Below are 17,808 nucleotides of genomic sequence, written 5' to 3'. Positions count from 1 at the left end.
CTGCAGCTTTCCTTGCTTGAAAGGCCAGCGTCCCCGTCGCATTGACGCCCGAACATGACCGCTAGCCGCTCCATCCTCGTAGTCGACAATTACGACAGCTTCACCTTCAACCTCGTCCATTACCTGATGGAGCTGGGCGCAGGCGTGGAGGTGGTGCGCAATGACGCCATTTCGGCGAGCGAGGCGCTGGCGTCTGATTATGCGGGATACCTCATTTCGCCCGGTCCCTGTACACCGAACGAGGCCGGCGTGAGCCTCGAGCTCGTGGCGGCATGCGCCGAGGCGGGCAAGCCGCTGCTCGGCGTGTGTCTCGGGCACCAGGCGATCGGCCAGCATTTCGGCGGTCGCGTGGTGCGTGGCGGCTTGATGCATGGCAAGACCTCGCCCGTGACGCATGACGGCAGCGGCGTCTTCGCCGGGCTGCCCTCGCCCTACACCGCGACGCGCTACCACTCGCTGGTGGTCGAGGACATCCCCGATTGCCTGGTGGTCAATGCGACCAGCGAGACTCCCGGTCTCGATGGCAGCAGCGTGATGGGTTTCCGCCATCGCGCGCTGCCGATCCACGGGGTCCAGTTCCACCCCGAGAGCATCGCGACCGAGCACGGCCACGCGCTCCTCGCCAATTTCCTCGAAATCTGCGGTATCGCCGCAAAGGTCCCGGCATGAAGAGCCTCCCCGACGCTAGGCAGCACCTCGAAGAAGCCGAAGCCGAGGAAGTCTTCGGCTGGATCCTCGATGGCGAAACATCCGACGAGGCGATTGCGCGCTTCCTCGTCGACATGTCTGCCCGCAGCGAGACCTCGGACGAGATCGCAGGGGCCGCCCGCGCCCTGCGCGCCCGGCTCATTCCCGTCGATGCGCCCGAAGGCACGGTCGACTGCTGCGGCACCGGGGGCGATGGCCATCACACGCTCAACGTCTCGACTGCCGTCAGTCTGGTCGTGGCGGCCTGCGGCGTACCCGTAGCCAAGCACGGCAATCGCGCCGCAAGCAGCAAGGCGGGCGCAGCCGATACGCTCGAGGCGCTTGGGCTCGACATGGAAGCGGCGGGAAGAAGCGCCGAAAAGACACTGGCGGAACTGGGAATTTGCTTCCTCTTCGCCAAGAACCACCACCCCGCGATGGGCCGCATCCAGCCCATCCGCCAGACGCTCGGCGTGCGCACCATCTTCAACCTCATGGGCCCGCTGTCTAACCCCGCCGGCGTGCGCCGCCAGCTGATCGGCATCGCGCGGCCCGCCTACGTCCCGATCTATGCCGCGGCGAAGGCCAAGCTAGGGACCGAACGAACCTTCATCGCCTCGGGCGACGAGGGGCTCGACGAGCTCAGCCTGGCAGGCGGCAATGAACTCGCCGATGTCGTCGACCACGATTTCGAGATGCGCCGGGTGGTGGCGGTGCAGGCCAATCTGCCGCACGCGCCCGTCGAGGCGATCCGCGGCGGCGATCCGCAGCACAATGCCCGCGCGCTGCAGGCGCTGCTGATGGGCGCACCCGGCCCCTATCGCGACGCGGTGCTGTTCAACTCCGCCGCGACGCTGATCGTCGCCGGGCGCACCGACGACTGGACCGAGGGCGCAGAGATCGCTGCCGAGGCGCTCGATGCCGGCAAGGCCAAGGACCTGCTCGAGCGGTGGATCGAAATGGCGGCCTGACATGAACAAGCTCGACGAGATTTGCGCCACGAAGCGCGAGGAAGTGGCGTCGCGCAAGGCGGCCCGCACACTCGCCGAACTGGAAGCGCTTGCCACCGGTCAGTCCGCTCCGAGAGGCTTTCGCGCCGCGCTCGCCCGTGCCCAGCGGCACGGCTTCGGCCTGATCGCGGAGATCAAGAAGGCATCGCCATCCAAGGGCCTGATCCGCGCGGACTTCCAACCCGCGGACCACGCCCGCGCCTATGCCGAGGGTGGCGCCGCCTGCCTCTCGGTGCTGACCGACGCACCCTATTTCCAGGGTCACGAGGATTATCTGGTCGAAGCACGCGCCGCCTGCGATTTACCGGTGCTGCGCAAGGACTTCATGGTCGACCCCTGGCAGGTGCTCGAGGCTCGTGCGATCGGCGCCGATGCGATCCTGATCATCGTCGCCGCGCTCGACGACACGCTGATGGCCGAAATCGAGGCTGCCGCCCTGGAACAAGGCATGGATGTGCTGGTCGAAGTCCACGACGAGGCGGAGATGGAGCGCGCAACGCGGCTGCGTTCGCGCCTGATCGGGGTCAATAACCGCGACCTGCGCAGCTTCACCACCGATCTCGCGACGACCGAGAGGCTCGCCCGACTGGCGCCCGAGGGCGCCTTGCTTGTGGGAGAAAGCGGCATTGCCACGCATGCCGATTGCCTGCGTCTCGCGCAGAGCGGCGTACGCACCTTCCTCGTCGGAGAGAGCCTGATGCGACAGGCCGACGTCGCAAAGGCCACCCGCGCTTTGTTGCAAGGCTGACTCCACAAAGGGGTAAAGCGTGAACGCCTGTTCCGCGCATCCTCAGGAGAAACGGCGCGATTGCTTGACTTGGCGAATCAAGTTGCTTACTTGTTCCGCATTCGTTCACAGCCTTGTGAACAGGCGATACGGGAGTTCGCACCATGCTGACCGCCAAGCAGCACGAATTGATCCGCTTCATCCAGCAACGGCTTGAGGAAACCGGCATCTCGCCGAGCTTCGAGGAGATGAAGGAAGCGCTCGACCTCAAGAGCAAGTCGGGCGTCCATCGCCTGATTTCCGCGCTCGAGGAACGCGGCTTCATCCGCCGCCTGCCCAATCGAGCGCGCGCGCTCGAAGTGGTCAAGCTGCCCGAGGATGCGGTGATGGGCTCGCCCAAGCCCGCCGCGGCCAATGATGCGGTCGGCGCGGCGATGCCGACCAAGACGGTCGCGCCCGAAGCCGCCAACGATATCATCGACGTGCCCCTGCATGGCCGCATCGCCGCCGGCGCCCCGATCGAGGCGATCGAGGGCCAGTCTTCCATGCCGGTGCCCGCCGCCCTGCTCGGCCCGGGTGAACATTATGCGCTCGAGGTTTCGGGCGATTCGATGATCGAGGCAGGCATTTTCGACGGCGACTTCGCGCTGGTGAAGCGCACCGACAGCGCGCGTGACGGCGAAATCGTGGTCGCGCTGGTCGACAATGAAGAGGCGACTCTCAAATATCTCCGCCGCGATGCCGGCCGGATTCGGCTCGATCCGGCAAACGGGGCCTACGAACCGCAGATCTACGAGGCGCACCGCGTGCAGGTGCAGGGCAAGCTTGCGGGGCTCCTGCGCCGCTACCACTGACCGGCTGGCGCGCGCTCACCGGTAGGACGCGCGCCACCATCCATGGGCACCCTGTTCCTGCGCCACGGTATCGATCCGCTGACGCGCGAGATAGATTGCCGTACCGCCCTCGCGTTCGAGAAACCGGCGATCGGCCTTGAGCCAGCGCGGACGGCAGCTGCGGGGCAGGAAACGCGCCGCGATGACGATATCGACCTTCGCACACGCGGCTGCGAGCGCGCGTTCTTCGACCAAATCACGGCTGCGCGCGACTAGGACCGACCAGTCGCGGTCGCCCCGTGCCAGCCCCAGCACACAGAATTCGTCGCTGCATCGGCTGCCTGCCCATTGCGCCAGCGGGATCGGCTCGTCCGTGCTGCCGGCGAGTTCGAGCAGATTGTCGCGCGCATAGCTTTCGCCGCCCTCGCGCAGCACCAGCAGCTGCTCGCTCTCGCCGGCCACACCGATATCGCGCCCGTCGCGCGTGATCAGGATGTCGGGTACGGGGGCCCTGGCGATCAGCGCCGCTGCCACGGCGATCGGGACAAGGCCCAGCATGCTTTGCCGCCCATGCCACAATGCCAGCCACAGGGCGCCCGCCGCGTAGAGCACGGTTATGGCCATCGGGATCCGCGGCGCCAGCTTCACCGAACCGGGTTGGTCGGCGAAGAAGTGCGCGATTCCGAGCAGTGCCTCGAGCGAATGCCCGACCAGCCACCACACCGGCCCGCCCGCCCCGAATAGGTCGAGCACGAGCGCCAGCGCCACCAGCGGCATGGTGACGAAAGTCACGAGCGGGATGGCGAGCAGATTGGCCGCCGCGCCGTAGACCCCCGCCCGGTGGAAATGGAACAGGACGATCGGCATCAGCGCGAACTCGATGATCAGTCCGGTCAGGAAAAGGACCGCCGTCCGGCGACCGGCGCGCCGCAGCCAGCTCTCCTCGCGCGGGGAAAGAAAGGCGCGGATTGCCGCTGCATTGTGCAGGGCGACGATCGCAATCACCGCAGCGAAGCTCATCTGGAAACTCGGTCCGACCAGCGCCTCGGGCCACAACGCCAGGACCACGCCGGCGGCCACCGCCACCATCCGCAGCGACAGGGGTTCGCGCCCGATCGCCAGCGCGCCCAGGATGAGCAGTGCGCCGATGCAGCTGCGCACCGTCGGCACCTCGGCCCCGGTGAGCAGCGTGTAGCCTACGCCTGCAGCCGCAGCCACGCCCATGGAGACCAATGGCAGGCGCAGCCGCAATGCCAGCCACGGCCATATGGCCATCAGGCGGAGCGCGAGCAGATAGGTCGCGGCGATAATGGCGCTGACATGCAAGCCACTGATCGAAAGCAGATGCGTGAGGCCGGCATCTCGCATCGCCTCCTCGTCGGCCACTGGAATGGCACCGCGATCGCCACTCGCCAGTGTCGCGGCAATCGCACCCGGAGTCCCCGAGAGGTTCGCACGCACATGCGCCGAAAGGTCGCGCTGGATTGCAGCCAGCGACCATGCGCGCGATGGCGGGGGCTCGACCAGTTCGATCTCGCCGATCAGGCTGCCGGTAGCGCTGAGCCCCTCGAACCAGGCGCGGCGGGCAAAATTGTAGGCACCCGGAACGATTGGCGGAGACGGCGGCATCAATCGCGCTGCGAGGTGCACCCGCGCGCCTTCGCGCAACCCCGGCAGGTCCTCGGCAAGCGGCACGTTGACGCGATAGGCCAGCGCCCGCCCGCTCTTTCCATCGCGGGTCGCCAGCACCAGCCTGACTCGTTCTTCGGCCGGCTGTTCCTCGCGCTCGAGAATGCGGCCGTCGATCCGTTCGAAACGCGGGTGCGGGATGGGTTCCGCGCCGACCAGGGCCGAACGGGCCCAGACCAGCGCAAGGCCCAGCGCCAGCGCGAGTGAAAGCGAGATCGATGCGGCGAGCAAGTGGCTGCGCGCTTCTTGCCTGCGCCACAGCAGCGCCGCCGCGCCTGCACCACCCAGCGCAACCGCGATGGCGGCACTCCAGTGCCCGGGTGCGGGAAGCGCGAACCACAGCCCGATGCCCGCGGCAAAGGCCACCACCAGCCAAGGGCCACGATCGAAATCCGCCCGTTCGAGGAAGGCATCGATCTGTCCGGGGAAACTGGACAATCCGGCGCGCATGCGCCAAGGGCGCGGCACTGCATCGCGGGCCTCTTCGCCCGCCTCCCCCATCGGTACCGAAGGCGTCCCAAGTGTCGCCATGCCCAGAGTTGAAAGGAAGCGAGAGACAATGGCAAGCGATAGTGGCAACGAGGCCCCTCCGGTCGTCACCCGCTTCGCCCCCTCGCCCACCGGCTATCTCCATATCGGCGGCGCGCGCACGGCGCTGTTCAACTGGCTCTATGCCCGGCACCACGGCGGCCGCGTGTTGCTCCGGATCGAGGACACCGACCGCAAGCGCAGCACGCAGGACGCGATCGACAAGATCATCGATGGGCTCGACTGGCTCGGTCTCGATTTCGACGAACCGCCACTGTTCCAGTCCGACCGCGCCGAACGCCATGCCGAAGTCGCGCTGAAGCTCCTCGACGCCGGGCACGCCTACAAGTGCTACGCCACGCCCGAAGAGCTCGAGGCGATGCGCGTCGAACAGCGCGCCAACAAGCAGCCGATGCGCTACGACCGCCGCTGGCGCGATCGCGACGAGAGCGAAGCGCCCGAGGGCGCACCCTACGTTATCCGTCTGAAGGTTCCGACCGAGGGTGAAACCACGATCGAGGACGAGGTCCAGGGCAAGGTCACCGTGCGCAATGCCGAGATCGACGATTACGTCCTGCTCCGCGCCGACGGCACCCCGACCTACATGCTCGCAGTGGTGGTCGACGATCACGACATGGGCGTGACGCATATCATTCGCGGCGACGACCACCTCAACAACGCCTTCCGCCAGCTGCCGATCATCCGCGCGATGAACCGGATCGAGGGCGGCTGGCCCGATCCGGTCTATGCACATGTCCCGCTGATCCACGGGCCCGACGGGGCGAAGATGTCGAAGCGCCACGGCGCGGTCGGCGTCGAGGCCTATCGCGATGAAGAGGGCGTGCTGCCCGAGGCGCTGTTCAACTACCTGTTGCGGCTCGGCTGGGGTCATGGCGATCGCGAGGAGATTACCAAGGCGGAAGCGATCGAACTGTTCGACCTCGACGGCGTCGGCAAGGGCCCCGCGCGGTTCGACATCAAGAAGCTGCAAAATCTCAACGGCCATTACATCCGCGCCGCGGACGACGCCCGGCTGGCCGAAATCGTCGCCAGCAAGATCGGCCCGGAAGCCGATGTCGCGTTGCTGACCGAAGCCATGCCCGTACTTAAAACGCGCGCCAAGTCGGTCAACGAACTCGTTGAAGGTTCGGCCTTTCTATTTGCAGATCTTCCGCTCGAAATGACCGAGAAGGCATCCGCGCTGCTCGACGATGAAGCGCGCGAGCGGCTCGCCGGATTGTCGAAAATGCTGCATGTGCAAAATGACTGGACAATCGAGGCGCTGGAAGCCACTACGAAATCGTATGCGGAGGCTCTCGAGCTGGGTCTCGGCAAGCTCGCGCAGCCCATGCGCGCGGCGCTGACGGGCACGACCACGTCGCCCGGCATTTTCGATGTGCTGGTCCTGTTGGGCAAGGAAGAAGCGCTCGCGCGTATCGACGCGCAGGCCTTTCCCGCAGGCACCGATGAGAACGAGTGAGGAGACACGCGTGGCCGACAAGCAGGCAACCCTCGATCTGGGCGGTCAGACCCAGGAATTTCCCGTGCTGCAGGGTAGCGTCGGGCCGGACGTCATCGACATCCGCAAGCTCTATGGCGCGACCGGCAAGTTCACCTACGATCCGGGTTACAAGTCGACCGCCAGCTGCGAAAGCGCGCTGACCTATATCGACGGCGAAGAAGGCGTCCTGCTCCACCGCGGCTACCCGATCGGGCAGCTCGCCGAAGGCTCCTCCTTCATGGAGGTCAGCTATCTGCTGCTGAACGGCGAACTGCCGAGCCAGGAAGAACTCGACGACTTCACCTACACGATCACGCGCCACACCATGGTGCATGACCAATTGCGTCAATTCTACCAGGGTTTCCGCCGCGATGCGCACCCGATGGCGATCATGTGCGGCGTCGTCGGCGCGCTTTCGGCCTTCTATCACGACAGCACCGACATTTCGGACCCCGAACAGCGCAAGATTGCCAGCCACCGGCTAATCGCCAAGATGCCGACGATCGCGGCGATGGCGTACAAATATTCGGTCGGCCAGCCCTTCATGCAGCCGAAGAACGAGCTCAGCTACACCGGCAACTTCCTGCGCATGACCTTCGGCGTCCCGGCCGAGGAATATGAGATCCACCCGGCGATCGAACGCGCGATGGACCGCATCTTCATTCTCCATGCCGATCACGAACAGAACGCCTCGACTTCGACCGTGCGCCTCGCCGGTTCGTCGGGCGCGAACCCGTTCGCCTGTATCGCTGCCGGCATCGCCTGCCTGTGGGGACCGGCGCATGGCGGCGCCAACGAGGCGGCGCTCAACATGCTGCAGGAAATCGGCTCGCCCGATCGCATCCCGCACTATATCGAGCGCGCCAAGGACAAGAACGATCCTTTCCGCCTGATGGGCTTCGGCCACCGCGTCTACAAGAACTACGATCCCCGCGCGACGGTGATGCAGCAGACGCTGCGCGAGGTTTTCGACGCACTGAACGTCAACGATCCGGTATTCGAAACCGCGCTGCGGCTCGAAGAGCTCGCGCTCAACGACGATTACTTCAAGGAAAAGAAGCTCTTCCCGAACGTGGATTTCTATTCGGGGATCATCCTCAACGCGATCGGCTTCCCGACCACCATGTTCACCGCGCTCTTCGCCCTCGCCCGCACCGTCGGCTGGGTGGCGCAGTGGAACGAGATGATCTCCGACCCCGCGCAGGTCATCGGCCGTCCGCGCCAGCTTTACACCGGTCCGACCGAACGCGATTACGTTCCCATCGGGCAGCGCTGAGATGCGTTTCGTTCTCATGGTCTTCGGAGTGGCACTCATGCTCTCCGGAGGCCTGTGGGCGCTTCAGGGTCTCGGCTTGGTCATGTGGCCGGCCGAGAGCTTCATGCTCGCCGAGCGGCAGTGGGCGCTCTACGGCGCGATCACCTTCCTTATCGGGGCGTTGCTGTTCTGGCGCGGATCGCGCCGCCGCTGATCAGCGCGGTTTCTGCCGCAGATCGTCGGCAGCCGGAACCGAAAGCGTGAACCGCGCGCCCTGCCCGGGCGCGCTTTCAACCGTCAGATCGCCATCCATCGCCCGCGCAATCCGGCGCGAGATGTAAAGCCCGAGTCCCGAACCGCCGTCACCACTGCGTCCGAGCCGCTCGAATTTCTCGAACACCCGCTCCTGCTGTTGTTCGTCGAGCCCGTGCCCCTGGTCGGCTACGGTGATCAGCGCGCGGCTGCCGATGCGGTCGAGCCGGATCCAAACCTGGCTTTCCTCGGGTGAATAGCGGATCGCATTGGCGACGAGGTTGAGCAGGATCTGCAGGACGCGGCGGAATTCGGCGATCGCCAGCTGGCTTTCGCCCTCGGGGGGCGCGACGAGCGTAATGCCCTTTTCCCGCGCCCTGACGCCAAGGATTCCGCAAGCGCGCCGCGCGACGTCGGCCAGTTCGATGCGGTCCGGCGCGGTGGTGAAGTCCTCCGATTCGACCACTTCGAGATCGGACAGGTCGTCGATCAGTGCGAGCAAGTGCTGCGCGGCGGTGGCGATGTCGGCGGCATAGGAGCTGTATTCGTCGGCCAGCGGACCGGCGAGCTTGGTGCGGATCGTCTCGGCATTGGCGATGATACGGTTGATCGGTTGGCGCAGGACCGGAGTCAGGTCGCGTCCGAACGAGGGGCCTTCGCTCGTATCCGCCGCAGCTCCCTCATCCGCAATCGCCAGGGGCCGATCGGCGCTGAGATAAAGCACGAAGCCCGCGCTCCCCGGCTGTGGCTGCCCAAGCGGTTCGAGATGTGCGGTCCAACCTCGCTGCGAGCCGTCGATTTCGCACCGTGCCCCGTCAAGCAGGCGCCAGTGCAGCGGTTGCTGGTGCGCATTGCCGGGCAAATCGACGAAATCGGTCCAGGGCTTGCCGACATTGGCGAGCGCTTTCTCCGCGAAGTCTGCAAGATCGGGCGCTTCGGTCTCCACCGACAGCAGGCGCTGGTTCGAATCGAGCCGCGCGGTGCAGTCGGCGAGGTGGCGGTTGATCTCGATGCGTCGCCGCGCCGCCGCAATATCGTTTTCGGGCGGCAGGTCCTCGCTCTGCCAGCTGACAACATCGATCGTGCAGCCATCGACCTCGCCCGCCTCATCCGTCAGCGGAGCGATTTCGACCCAGGCGGTTATCCTGTGTTCCCCGTCCACCGCCTCGAACTGGCGCGCGAGCCTCAGCCCATAACGCTGGGCCTTCTCGACCAGCGCAAGCAGTTCGGGGATGGCAACGCGCGTGCCGACCGCGCCGCCGCAGGCCACCTGCAGCTGCGCGAGAAGCTCGTCGGCCTCGGTCAGCCTACCCTCGCCATCGGTGCGGGCATGCGCAAGATATCGCGTTCCGACAGTCGCCATGATCACTCGGTTCCAGAAATGGGTGTTTCGGTGAGCAAGCGGCGTGCCTCCTCCACTGTGAATCCCGCCATTCCCCGGGGCGGATTGGCCTGCGGATCGAGCCGCAGCACCTGACGCTCGATATCGGTGCTGTCGAGTCCGGCAGCGCGCAATCCCAGCGACAGACGTGCCGTTTGCCGGTGATTGGTCGACAGAATGGCATCGACCCGCGACTGTCCCGAGCGGATCGCGAGCGCGGAGACGAACAGAGCCGTACCGGCCCGATCGATGTCGAGCGCCCGCAGCCCGTCGCTGCCCATGGCTGTGACCACACGTGCCATGAGTGAAATCCTCGTCGCGCCTTCGTCGAATGCCTCGCGCAATTTGGCTTCGGCACGGATCATCGCATCCGAACGCACCTGGCCCGCATAGGCGCGCCAGCCCATCAGCAAATCGTGGAACAGGTCGCCCGGCAATTCGCTGAGCGGAAGCTCCATCCGCCGCTGGCTCTGCGCGAACCGCGCCTGCGCCGTCAGCGAGGCCATCGCCGCGCTGGCGAGGCTGCTGTCTTGGTCGGCGAGCAGCTCCTGCACCAACGGGGAGAGAACCGGGTCGATGCCATATTGCACCTCGAGCTTTTCAGTCAGCTGCCATTCGATGGCCAGGGCGTGGCAATGGGCCAGCAGCGCCGGGCTGCCGAAGAAATGCTCCGCCAGTGCAGCGCCGTGACGCTCGGCGAACGCCTCGCGCCCTGCCTGACCCGCGGCTTCGGCCTGTGCGCGCAGCACCTGCCAGGCCAGATGCTGGCACATGCCGCGGATCCGCGCGACGATTTCGTCGCTGAACAGCGAATGATCGGGCGTGCTCAGGAGGTGCGACAGGATCGGTGCAATCCGCACAAGCGCAGCGGTCCCCGCCTCGAGCGCTTCGCGCAGGGCATCCTGGTCCGACACGACCTTGGGAGATGCGGTTTCAGGCATCGTCATCGTCCGGAATTAGCATCGCCATGGTTAATTGCGCGTTATCCCTGCGGTTCGGATGTCAGGAACAGCGATAGCAAGACCGCGAGCGCAAGTATCGCCACCACGGGCTGCACGATACCGAAGATCGCCGCGGGGACGAGCAAGGCCGTGAGCGTTACGCGATCGGCATAGCTGCGCCGCCAGCTCCGGGCCGCATTCCGTTCTCCCAGATGGAGCAGGCCCAACAGGACGATCGGGACGAACAGCCGCAGCCATTCAGAGTCTTCGGGCGATGCGCGAGCGATGAGAATGACAAGCAGGGGATCGAGCAAGACGGTGAGGGCCCGAACGAGGAGCGGTACCTGCGGACGCAGCTGCCCGGCATGGGCAACCCGTCGTACCACCTCTTCCATGGCAAAGAAGATTGCCGCCAGCGCTACGAGGCCGAACCCTAGAACCACCCACCCCGCCGCCGCGGAGGTCAGGGCAAGCAGACCCGCGATCGCCGAACTCAGCGCGAGTATTCGCGGCAGGTTTCCCACCAGCGTATCCTGCGCGAGCCTTACGCCGAGCCGCTCGGCTATAGCCAGCCCCGGCGCGGTGAAGGGCGCGACATCGGCATGGCCGGACACCCAGCTCCGTTCGCGTGCGGCCAGTTCCTCGGCAGAGGGATCGCGCAGCCAGCCATGCTCTTCGAGCAGGCGCCTCTCGAGCGGGTACGTTCGCGTGCCGGACTGCAGCGCGATACGCAGAAGCGCGGAAGGCGCATCGACGTCGCCGGGCAGGTGTGCCAGCTGCTCGACCGCATTTCCGCGGACGAGCAAGGCCCCCGCCCAGGCGAAGTGCGCATCGACCCGCTCGTAACCCCGTGCGATCGCAGGATCTTCGGGGAATACGAGTACACCGGGCTTCGCAAGGTGGCGCAGGACGGACTCCTCGTCAGGCAGCACCCCGGCTTCGAGAACCAGCAATTCGTCCTGCGCCGCGACGATGCCCGACAGCTTGTGCGGATCGCGCAGAGCGATGAACCGGGCACCGGCAGCCTCGGCACGGTGCTGCAATGCAATCACCTCGCGCCCCACTGTGTTGGCAAGACATGCGACGGTTTCGCAGCCCCCCGCGAGCGCGATATCGAGCTGGCGATCTACCAGTCGCGCGCCCGCCAGCTTGCGAAACGGCGCTGGCACCGTGCGGATATCGGCAGGGCTGTGGAGCACGGACAGCAGGGCGATGCGCACGCTTTACTCCGAATTGCGAAAGGCTGGACGAAACCCGCTTCTAGGGGCGCCCTGCCCTGATCGCCAAGGGGCGGGTGCCGGTTTCCCTCAGCCGAGCGCAGCGATGAAGGCGTCGATCCGCCGGATAACGCCCGGTTCGCCGGGTACGCCCGAACGTGCCTCGGCTGCCAGTCCCATCAGTTCGGCGGCATGGAAGCTGGCGGCGACCGCGTGGAGTCGCTCGGCCGCAACCTCCCAATTCGCATCGCAGCGCGACCGCCGCAGCAAATCGAGCTGCCGCGCAGCACTCTCGACAAAGGCAGCACGCAGCTCGCTCCTCAGCGCCAGATCGTCGCCCGCCGCGCTCGCGAGCGCGGCATCGAATGCAATGGAGTGATACGCCATCGCCACAGCCTGCCCCCAATCGGTTAATGGTGGTTTAAGCCCGGCATCTTTGGTGATAGTTTCGACAGCGATGAGAAAGCGCTCGCTGATCCAGGCCGTCGAACAGCCGGTAGATGAAGCCCATTCGGAAGCTCAGGTTTCGGAAGGGGTTGTCGAAGAAAGCTCGAACATGGAAGAGGAAATGTTCGAGGAAGAATGGATCGAGGAGCCGGAGCTTCCCCGCCGTTCCGGTTGGATCCTTCCCACGCTCGCCTTCGCCGCGGTAGCGGGCTGGACGGCCTTCTTCCTCTGGGCAGAGCAGGCCACGATCCTTGCCCGTCCATCCCCTAGTGACGCGATCGATCTCTTGGCCCGGTGGGCGATCCCCGTGCTGCTGGTTCTCGCACTCTGGTTGCTCGCCATGCGCAATTCGACACGCGAGGCGCAGCGCTTTTCGGAGGTCGCGCACAGCCTTTCGCGCCATTCCGCCGAACTCGAAACGCGGCTGGCCCGCGTCAATCGCGAGCTGAGCCTGGCGCGCGAATTCCTTTCGAGCCAGACGCGCGAACTCGACTATCTCGGCCGCACCGCGACCGAGCGCCTGTCCGAACATGCCGACCGCCTGGAGGCGTTGATCGGCGAGAACGGCGAACGAGTCGAATCGATTGCAAATGTGAGCATCACAGCTCTGGAAAACATGGATAAATTGCGCGACAACCTTCCGGTTATCGCCACTTCGGCAAAGGATGTCTCCAACCAGATCGGCAGCGCCGGTCGGACAGCGCAGGCGCAGCTTGAAGAACTCGTCGAGGGCTTCGAACGGCTCAACGAATTCGGCGCGGCGAGCGAGCGCCAGGTCGCCTCGCTGCGTGAGCGCGTCGATGCGGCGCTCGACGCATTCACCGCCCAGGCAGACCATTTGGGGACGATCGCCGACCAGCGTTTCGCCGAGTTGCGCGACCGGAGCGAAAGCTTCCGTGGCGAGCTCGACAGCCGCGAGGTCGATGCCCTCGCCGCCATCCGCTCGCGATTCGAGGCGCTGCGGAGCGAACTGGCCGAAGCCGACGTTGCTGCGGGTGCCGAGCGCGAGACGGCGATGGAAAGTCTTCGCGAGGGGCTGGCCGCGCTGCGTGAAGAGGCGCTGCAAGTTGGCGCAACCATTCGCGAAGGCGAAGCCCATGCCCTGACTGCCTGGCGCAATCAGATAGACGGGCTGCAGCAGCGCCTCCACGATGCCATTGCCGAGGTCGAACGCGTCGACGAAGCCGCGATTGAGTCCGCCAATGCGAAGCTGGCTGCGCTCGCCGCCGAAGCCGAGGCGGTCGATGCCCGGATCGCGGAACGGAACCAGACCTTCGGTGCGGAGACAGCACAGCGCCAGAGCGCCTTTGCCGAGGCCGAGGAGGAAGCCGAAACGCGACTCACCGAACGCCTTGCCGCGCTCGACGAAGCAATTGCGGAACGGCGCGCCGCGCAGGCCGAACAGCTATCGATCATGGCAGCCGAAGGAGAAGAGCTCGGCGAGCGTATCGCCGCGCTCGGAACGATCTTCCAGACCATCTCCGAACAGGGCCGGGCCGCGCGGGAAGATCTCGCGGGAGGGATCGCCGAACTCACCGCCAAGCTCGCGGAGAGCCGCGAAGCGCTCGATGGGACCGATGCGGCGGTGGAAACGCTGACCGATGCCAGCGTGCGGCTGCTCGAACTGATCCAGGCCAGCGCCAAGCACAGTCGCGAGGACCTGCCCGAGGCGATGGAAGCCAGCGAAGCCCGCCTTGCCGGCATCGAAAACCGCGCGGAAGAGGTCAAGGCCCTCCTTGAGCAGGCGAGGGAGGCAGGCGAAGCGCTCACCACAAGCATGGCGGCAGCGGAGGACCGAAGCCGCGACGCGATCGACAGCGTGGAATCATTCCAGGCGCGCTTCGGCGAAACGGCGAGCGAACAGGCCGGCAGCGTCGACAGCCTGCGCGCGAGCGTGGCTGCGCTGGCGGACGAAAGCGCTGCCCTGTCGGAAAGGGCGCAGGCCGAATTGCGCGACGCCATCGGAGCGCTCGAAGATAGCGCACGCGAGGCGCTGGCGGCAATCGAGGACGAGCAGGCGCAACGCATCGCGCGGATCGCCGAGCGGGTGGGCGAACAAAGCGCGGCGGCCATCGACCGCGCCCTGCGCGAGCATACCGCCGAAGCCATCACTGCGCTCGACCAGGCGACGGGGCGTTCCGCCGAGGCAGGGCGCGAGGTGACCCGCCAGCTGCGCGACCAGCTGGCCAAGGTCAACGAGCTGACCGGCAACCTCGAAAACCGCATCGCCCATGCCCGCGAACGCGCCACCGAAGAGGTCGACAATGATTTCTCGCGTCGCGTGGCGCTGATCACGGAGAGCCTCAATTCGAACGCCATCGACATCGCCAAGGCGCTCTCGACCGAGGTTACCGACACCGCCTGGGCGAGCTATCTGCGCGGCGACCGCGGCATTTTTACCCGCCGCGCAGTCCGCCTCATCGACAACACCGAGGCGCGCGAGATCGCCGAGCTCTACGATGCTGATCACGATTTCCGCGAGCACGTCAGCCGCTACATCCACGATTTCGAGGCCATGCTGCGCACCATGCTGTCGACGCGCGACGGCCATGCCGTCAGTGTGACGCTGCTCAGCAGCGACATGGGCAAGCTCTATGTCGTGCTGGCGCAGGCGCTCGAACGCCTGCGACAATGATCAAGTGGCGTCGGGGCCCCAGAAGATGAGGTCCTCGACCTCGATCCACCCGTAGATATAGTTCAGGACGAACAGCGCCGTGACGACCGCGGCAAGTATGGCAGCGCGCAACAGCAGCCTTCCCGGGCGGAATTCGACCGGTGCGCTATCGGCCTGCCCTGGGATCTTCTCCAGACCCGCTTCGTCATGCGTGCGCACGCCAAAGGGCAGCAGCACGAATGCGCTGAACACGAAGAACAGGAAATAGATCGCCAGAACGCTGGTCCACTGCACCGCTGCGTCTCCTAGAGGTTGGGTACGATCACGCGCACCTGCGGGCGCTTGCCCGACCAGCGTTGCGCCGCCCGGCGTGCGGCAAGGCGCGCGGCCTCGTGCACGCTGGCCTCATTGCGCCGGTCGCCCCCGCGCAGCTTGCCGATGGCCGCGCGAATGTCCGCTGTCGCTTCGGTCACGAAATCCGCGTAGTCCTCGTCGAGCGGGAGGCCGAGACTGTCGATCCGCGGGTTGAGATCGCCGTCGAGCGCAACGATCACCACGCCTTCGCGCATGATCCGGCGCCGCATGGCGATCGCCTCGCCATCGGCGGGGACGATGATGTCGCCATCGAGCACGAGCCGTCCTGCACGCACGTCGGCCACCTTGCCCGGTGCCCCGGGAGCGAGCCGCACAAGGTCGCCGTTCTGCTGCACCACCTGGTCGGGGATGCCGCAGGCTTCGCCAAGTCGCGCCTGTTCCTGCATGTGCCGCATCTCGCCATGAACCGGGAGCAGGATGTCGGGGCGCAGCCAGCCATAGAGCGCTTCGAGTTCGGGGCGCCCGGGATGGCCCGAGACATGGATCATGCTCTGCCGGTCGGTGACCATGGTGATGCCGCGGGCGGCAAGCCGGTTCTGGACCGCCCCGATGGCGATCTCGTTCCCGGGAATCTGGCGGCTGGAGAACAGCACGACATCGCCGCGAACGAGTTCGAGCGGATGGTTTTCCTCCGAAATCCGCGAGAGTGCTGCACGAGGTTCGCCCTGCCCGCCGGTCGCGAGGATCAGCAGTTCGCCCCGCGGCAGACCCATCGCCGTGTCGAAATCGACCGGCTCGGGGAAGTCCTCGAGATAGCCGTTGTCCTGCGCCACCTCAATGATGCGGTCGAGCGAGCGCCCGGCAACGCAGACCTGTCGTCCGGTTTCGCGCGCGACATCGCCGAGCGTCTGCAGCCGCGCGACATTGCTGGCGAAGGTGGTGACCAGCACCCGCTTTCCCGCGTGCCGCTGGACCTCCTCGAGCAGTCCCTTGTGGACCGCACCCTCGGACCCGCTCGGGGCGGGATTGAAGACATTCGTGCTGTCGCACACCAGCGCAAGCACGCCGCCGTCGCCGATCTCGACCAGCTCTTCCTCGGTCGTCGGCTCTCCGATGATTGGATCCTCGTCGAGCTTCCAGTCGCCGGTGTGGAAGATGCGGCCGTGCGGCGTCTCGATCAGCAGTGCATTGCCTTCGGCGATCGAGTGCGCGAGCGGTATATAGGTGACCTCGAAGGGGCCGACGACGAAGCTGCCGTGATCGTCGGCGATGACATAGACTTCGACCTGGTCGAGCAGCCCCGCCTCCTCCAGCTTGCGGCGCACGAGATCGGCGGTGAACGGCGTCGCATAGATCGGCACCCCGAGATCGGCGGCGAAATAGGGCACCGCACCGATATGGTCCTCATGCGCATGCGTAAGCACGATCGCATCGAGCTGGTCGGCGCGGTCTTCGATGAATTCGAGATCGGCAAAGACGAGATCGACGCCGGGATACTGGTCGCCCGCGAAGGTCATGCCCAGATCAACCATCAGCCAGCGCCCCTGGCAGCCGTAGAGATTGACGTTCATGCCGATCTCGCCCGACCCGCCGAGTGCGAGGAAGAGCAGTTCGTCCTCGGGAGTGAAATCCTTCTTCACGCGGCGCGCTCCGCCAAAATCGCGAGGCCTTCGAGCGTGAGGTCGGGATCGACCGCGTCGAACAGCGTGGTGTGTTCGTCGAACAGTATGGCCAGACCGCCGGTAGCAACGACCTTGGCCGGGCGGCCGATTTCCTTCTTCATGCGCGCGATCAGTCCCTCGATCAGCGAGACGTATCCCCAGAAGACCCCGATCAGCATCTGGTCCTCGGTGTTGCGCCCGATCACGCTGTCGCTTTCGGGCCGTTCGATCGCGATGCGTGGCAATTTTGCAGTGTTCCCGACCAGCGCGTCGAGCGAGAGGTTGATCCCGGGCGCGATGATCCCGCCCTTGTAGGCCCCGGTGAAATCGACCGCGTCGAAAGTGGTCGCGGTGCCGAAATCGATCACGATCAGATCGCCTTCGTATTTGGCATGCGCCGCGATCGTGTTGAGCGCGCGATCGGCGCCGAGCGAACTGGGCTGCTCGATATCGAGTTCGATGCCCCACTGCCCTGCCCCCTGCCCCGCGATCAGCGGGGTGATGCCGAGATATTTCTCCGACAAGACGGTGAGGTTGTGGATCGCCCGCGGCACGACGGAGCCGATGATGACCTGGTCGATATCGGCGCTGTCGAAACCCTGGAATTCGGCGAGCTGAAGCAGCCATACGGCATATTCGTCGCCCGTCCTTCGCGGGTCGGTGGCGATCCGCCAACGGGCCTTGATCTCGCGCCCTTCGAACAGCGCGAAGACCACATTGGTATTTCCGACATCGGCTGCGAGCAACATG

Annotated in this window: 16 protein-coding genes; 8 read left to right on the top strand and 8 right to left on the bottom strand. The window is 65.9% G+C overall.

Going from position 1 to position 17,808, the window contains the following annotated elements; genetic code table 11:
• The first annotated feature begins 54 nt into the window (after positions 1-54).
• The 4 genes from ACEQZ0_RS02650 to lexA all read left to right on the top strand — a co-directional run bounded on the left by ACEQZ0_RS02650 (position 55) and on the right by lexA (position 3,278).
• Positions 55-669, top strand: a complete 615-nt coding sequence (locus tag ACEQZ0_RS02650; RefSeq protein ID WP_370188138.1) for an aminodeoxychorismate/anthranilate synthase component II — start codon at positions 55-57, stop codon at positions 667-669.
• The gene (gene trpD, locus ACEQZ0_RS02645) at positions 666-1,658 is read left to right on the top strand and encodes an anthranilate phosphoribosyltransferase (RefSeq protein WP_370188134.1); all 993 of its coding nucleotides are present in this window, start codon (positions 666-668) and stop codon (positions 1,656-1,658) included. Before ACEQZ0_RS02650 ends, trpD begins: the two co-directional genes overlap by 4 nt.
• Before the next feature lies 1 nt (position 1,659).
• Complete coding sequence (gene trpC, locus ACEQZ0_RS02640) at positions 1,660-2,445, top strand: indole-3-glycerol phosphate synthase TrpC (protein WP_370188132.1); 786 nt, start codon at positions 1,660-1,662, stop codon at positions 2,443-2,445.
• Between the two features lie 143 nt (positions 2,446-2,588).
• Positions 2,589-3,278: a transcriptional repressor LexA gene (gene lexA / locus ACEQZ0_RS02635; protein ID WP_370188130.1), complete on the top strand. Its 690-nt coding sequence runs from the start codon at positions 2,589-2,591 to the stop codon at positions 3,276-3,278.
• 15 nt (positions 3,279-3,293) lie between these two features.
• On the opposite strand, the gene ACEQZ0_RS02630 is transcribed toward lexA, so the two are convergent.
• Positions 3,294-5,477 carry a ComEC/Rec2 family competence protein gene (locus ACEQZ0_RS02630; RefSeq protein WP_370188128.1) on the bottom strand — a complete coding sequence of 728 codons (2,184 nt, stop codon included), beginning with the start codon at positions 5,475-5,477 and terminating at the stop codon, positions 3,294-3,296.
• Positions 5,478-5,505: 28 nt separating this feature from the next.
• On the opposite strand from ACEQZ0_RS02630, the gene gltX reads away from it, so the two are divergent.
• Genes gltX through ACEQZ0_RS02615 form a run of 3 tightly spaced genes read left to right on the top strand, consistent with a single transcriptional unit; the run spans position 5,506 to position 8,444 of the window.
• Positions 5,506-6,954, top strand: coding sequence for a glutamate--tRNA ligase (gene gltX, locus ACEQZ0_RS02625; protein WP_370188126.1), 1,449 nt, complete (start codon positions 5,506-5,508; stop codon positions 6,952-6,954).
• Positions 6,955-6,964: 10 nt separating this feature from the next.
• On the top strand, positions 6,965-8,251 hold the full coding sequence (locus ACEQZ0_RS02620; RefSeq protein WP_370188124.1) for a citrate synthase: 1,287 nt from the start codon (positions 6,965-6,967) through the stop codon (positions 8,249-8,251).
• Between the two features lies 1 nt (position 8,252).
• Positions 8,253-8,444, top strand: coding sequence for a hypothetical protein (locus tag ACEQZ0_RS02615; protein WP_221603984.1), 192 nt, complete (start codon positions 8,253-8,255; stop codon positions 8,442-8,444).
• Here the strand turns inward: ACEQZ0_RS02615 and ACEQZ0_RS02610 are convergent, their stop codons facing one another.
• From ACEQZ0_RS02610 to ACEQZ0_RS02595, 4 genes are all read right to left on the bottom strand, one after another.
• Positions 8,445-9,845, bottom strand: coding sequence for a sensor histidine kinase (locus ACEQZ0_RS02610; RefSeq protein WP_370188122.1), 1,401 nt, complete (start codon positions 9,843-9,845; stop codon positions 8,445-8,447).
• 2 nt (positions 9,846-9,847) lie between these two features.
• Positions 9,848-10,804, bottom strand: coding sequence for a hypothetical protein (locus tag ACEQZ0_RS02605; protein ID WP_370220937.1), 957 nt, complete (start codon positions 10,802-10,804; stop codon positions 9,848-9,850).
• A gap of 41 nt (positions 10,805-10,845) precedes the next feature.
• The gene (locus ACEQZ0_RS02600; RefSeq protein ID WP_370188118.1) at positions 10,846-12,024 is read right to left on the bottom strand and encodes a hypothetical protein; all 1,179 of its coding nucleotides are present in this window, start codon (positions 12,022-12,024) and stop codon (positions 10,846-10,848) included.
• A gap of 87 nt (positions 12,025-12,111) precedes the next feature.
• Positions 12,112-12,408 (bottom strand): Hpt domain-containing protein, encoded by a 297-nt coding sequence (locus tag ACEQZ0_RS02595; RefSeq protein WP_370188116.1) that lies wholly within the window; start codon positions 12,406-12,408, stop codon positions 12,112-12,114.
• A 70-nt stretch (positions 12,409-12,478) separates the two neighbouring features.
• Here ACEQZ0_RS02595 and ACEQZ0_RS02590 point away from each other — a divergent pair, with 70 nt between their 5' ends.
• The gene (locus ACEQZ0_RS02590; RefSeq protein ID WP_370188114.1) at positions 12,479-15,103 is read left to right on the top strand and encodes an ATPase; all 2,625 of its coding nucleotides are present in this window, start codon (positions 12,479-12,481) and stop codon (positions 15,101-15,103) included.
• On the opposite strand, the gene ACEQZ0_RS02585 is transcribed toward ACEQZ0_RS02590, so the two are convergent.
• From ACEQZ0_RS02585 to ACEQZ0_RS02575, 3 genes are read right to left on the bottom strand one after another with little or no spacing between them, the layout of a single operon-like run.
• The gene (locus ACEQZ0_RS02585) at positions 15,104-15,376 is read right to left on the bottom strand and encodes a DUF1467 family protein (RefSeq protein WP_370188112.1); all 273 of its coding nucleotides are present in this window, start codon (positions 15,374-15,376) and stop codon (positions 15,104-15,106) included.
• A gap of 11 nt (positions 15,377-15,387) precedes the next feature.
• On the bottom strand, positions 15,388-17,037 hold the full coding sequence (locus tag ACEQZ0_RS02580; protein ID WP_370188110.1) for a ribonuclease J: 1,650 nt from the start codon (positions 17,035-17,037) through the stop codon (positions 15,388-15,390).
• Complete coding sequence (locus tag ACEQZ0_RS02575; RefSeq protein ID WP_370188108.1) at positions 17,034-17,807, bottom strand: type III pantothenate kinase; 774 nt, start codon at positions 17,805-17,807, stop codon at positions 17,034-17,036. Before ACEQZ0_RS02575 ends, ACEQZ0_RS02580 begins: the two co-directional genes overlap by 4 nt.
• Position 17,808 lies beyond the last annotated feature (1 nt).

The organism is Qipengyuania sp. (assembly GCF_964227205.1).
In the GTDB taxonomy this organism is placed as follows: Bacteria; Pseudomonadota; Alphaproteobacteria; order Sphingomonadales; family Sphingomonadaceae; genus Qipengyuania.
Note: the sequence above shows the minus strand (reverse complement) of the source record. Positions and strands in the feature narration are given on the sequence as shown.

Excerpts from the sequence above, each read along its gene's own strand:
- ACEQZ0_RS02605 (WP_370220937.1), bottom strand. The coding sequence starts at position 10,804 with ATGCCTGAAACCGCATCTCCCAAGGTCGTGTCGGACCAGGATGCCCTG.
- ACEQZ0_RS02615 (WP_221603984.1), top strand. The coding sequence starts at position 8,253 with ATGCGTTTCGTTCTCATGGTCTTCGGAGTGGCACTCATGCTCTCCGGA.
- ACEQZ0_RS02575 (WP_370188108.1), bottom strand. The coding sequence starts at position 17,807 with ATGTTGCTCGCAGCCGATGTCGGAAATACCAATGTGGTCTTCGCGCTG.
- ACEQZ0_RS02650 (WP_370188138.1), top strand. The coding sequence starts at position 55 with ATGACCGCTAGCCGCTCCATCCTCGTAGTCGACAATTACGACAGCTTC.
- ACEQZ0_RS02595 (WP_370188116.1), bottom strand. The coding sequence starts at position 12,408 with ATGGCGTATCACTCCATTGCATTCGATGCCGCGCTCGCGAGCGCGGCG.
- ACEQZ0_RS02630 (WP_370188128.1), bottom strand. The coding sequence starts at position 5,477 with ATGGCGACACTTGGGACGCCTTCGGTACCGATGGGGGAGGCGGGCGAA.
- trpC (WP_370188132.1), top strand. The coding sequence starts at position 1,660 with ATGAACAAGCTCGACGAGATTTGCGCCACGAAGCGCGAGGAAGTGGCG.
- ACEQZ0_RS02610 (WP_370188122.1), bottom strand. The coding sequence starts at position 9,845 with ATGGCGACTGTCGGAACGCGATATCTTGCGCATGCCCGCACCGATGGC.
- lexA (WP_370188130.1), top strand. The coding sequence starts at position 2,589 with ATGCTGACCGCCAAGCAGCACGAATTGATCCGCTTCATCCAGCAACGG.
- trpD (WP_370188134.1), top strand. The coding sequence starts at position 666 with ATGAAGAGCCTCCCCGACGCTAGGCAGCACCTCGAAGAAGCCGAAGCC.
- ACEQZ0_RS02590 (WP_370188114.1), top strand. The coding sequence starts at position 12,479 with ATGAGAAAGCGCTCGCTGATCCAGGCCGTCGAACAGCCGGTAGATGAA.
- gltX (WP_370188126.1), top strand. The coding sequence starts at position 5,506 with ATGGCAAGCGATAGTGGCAACGAGGCCCCTCCGGTCGTCACCCGCTTC.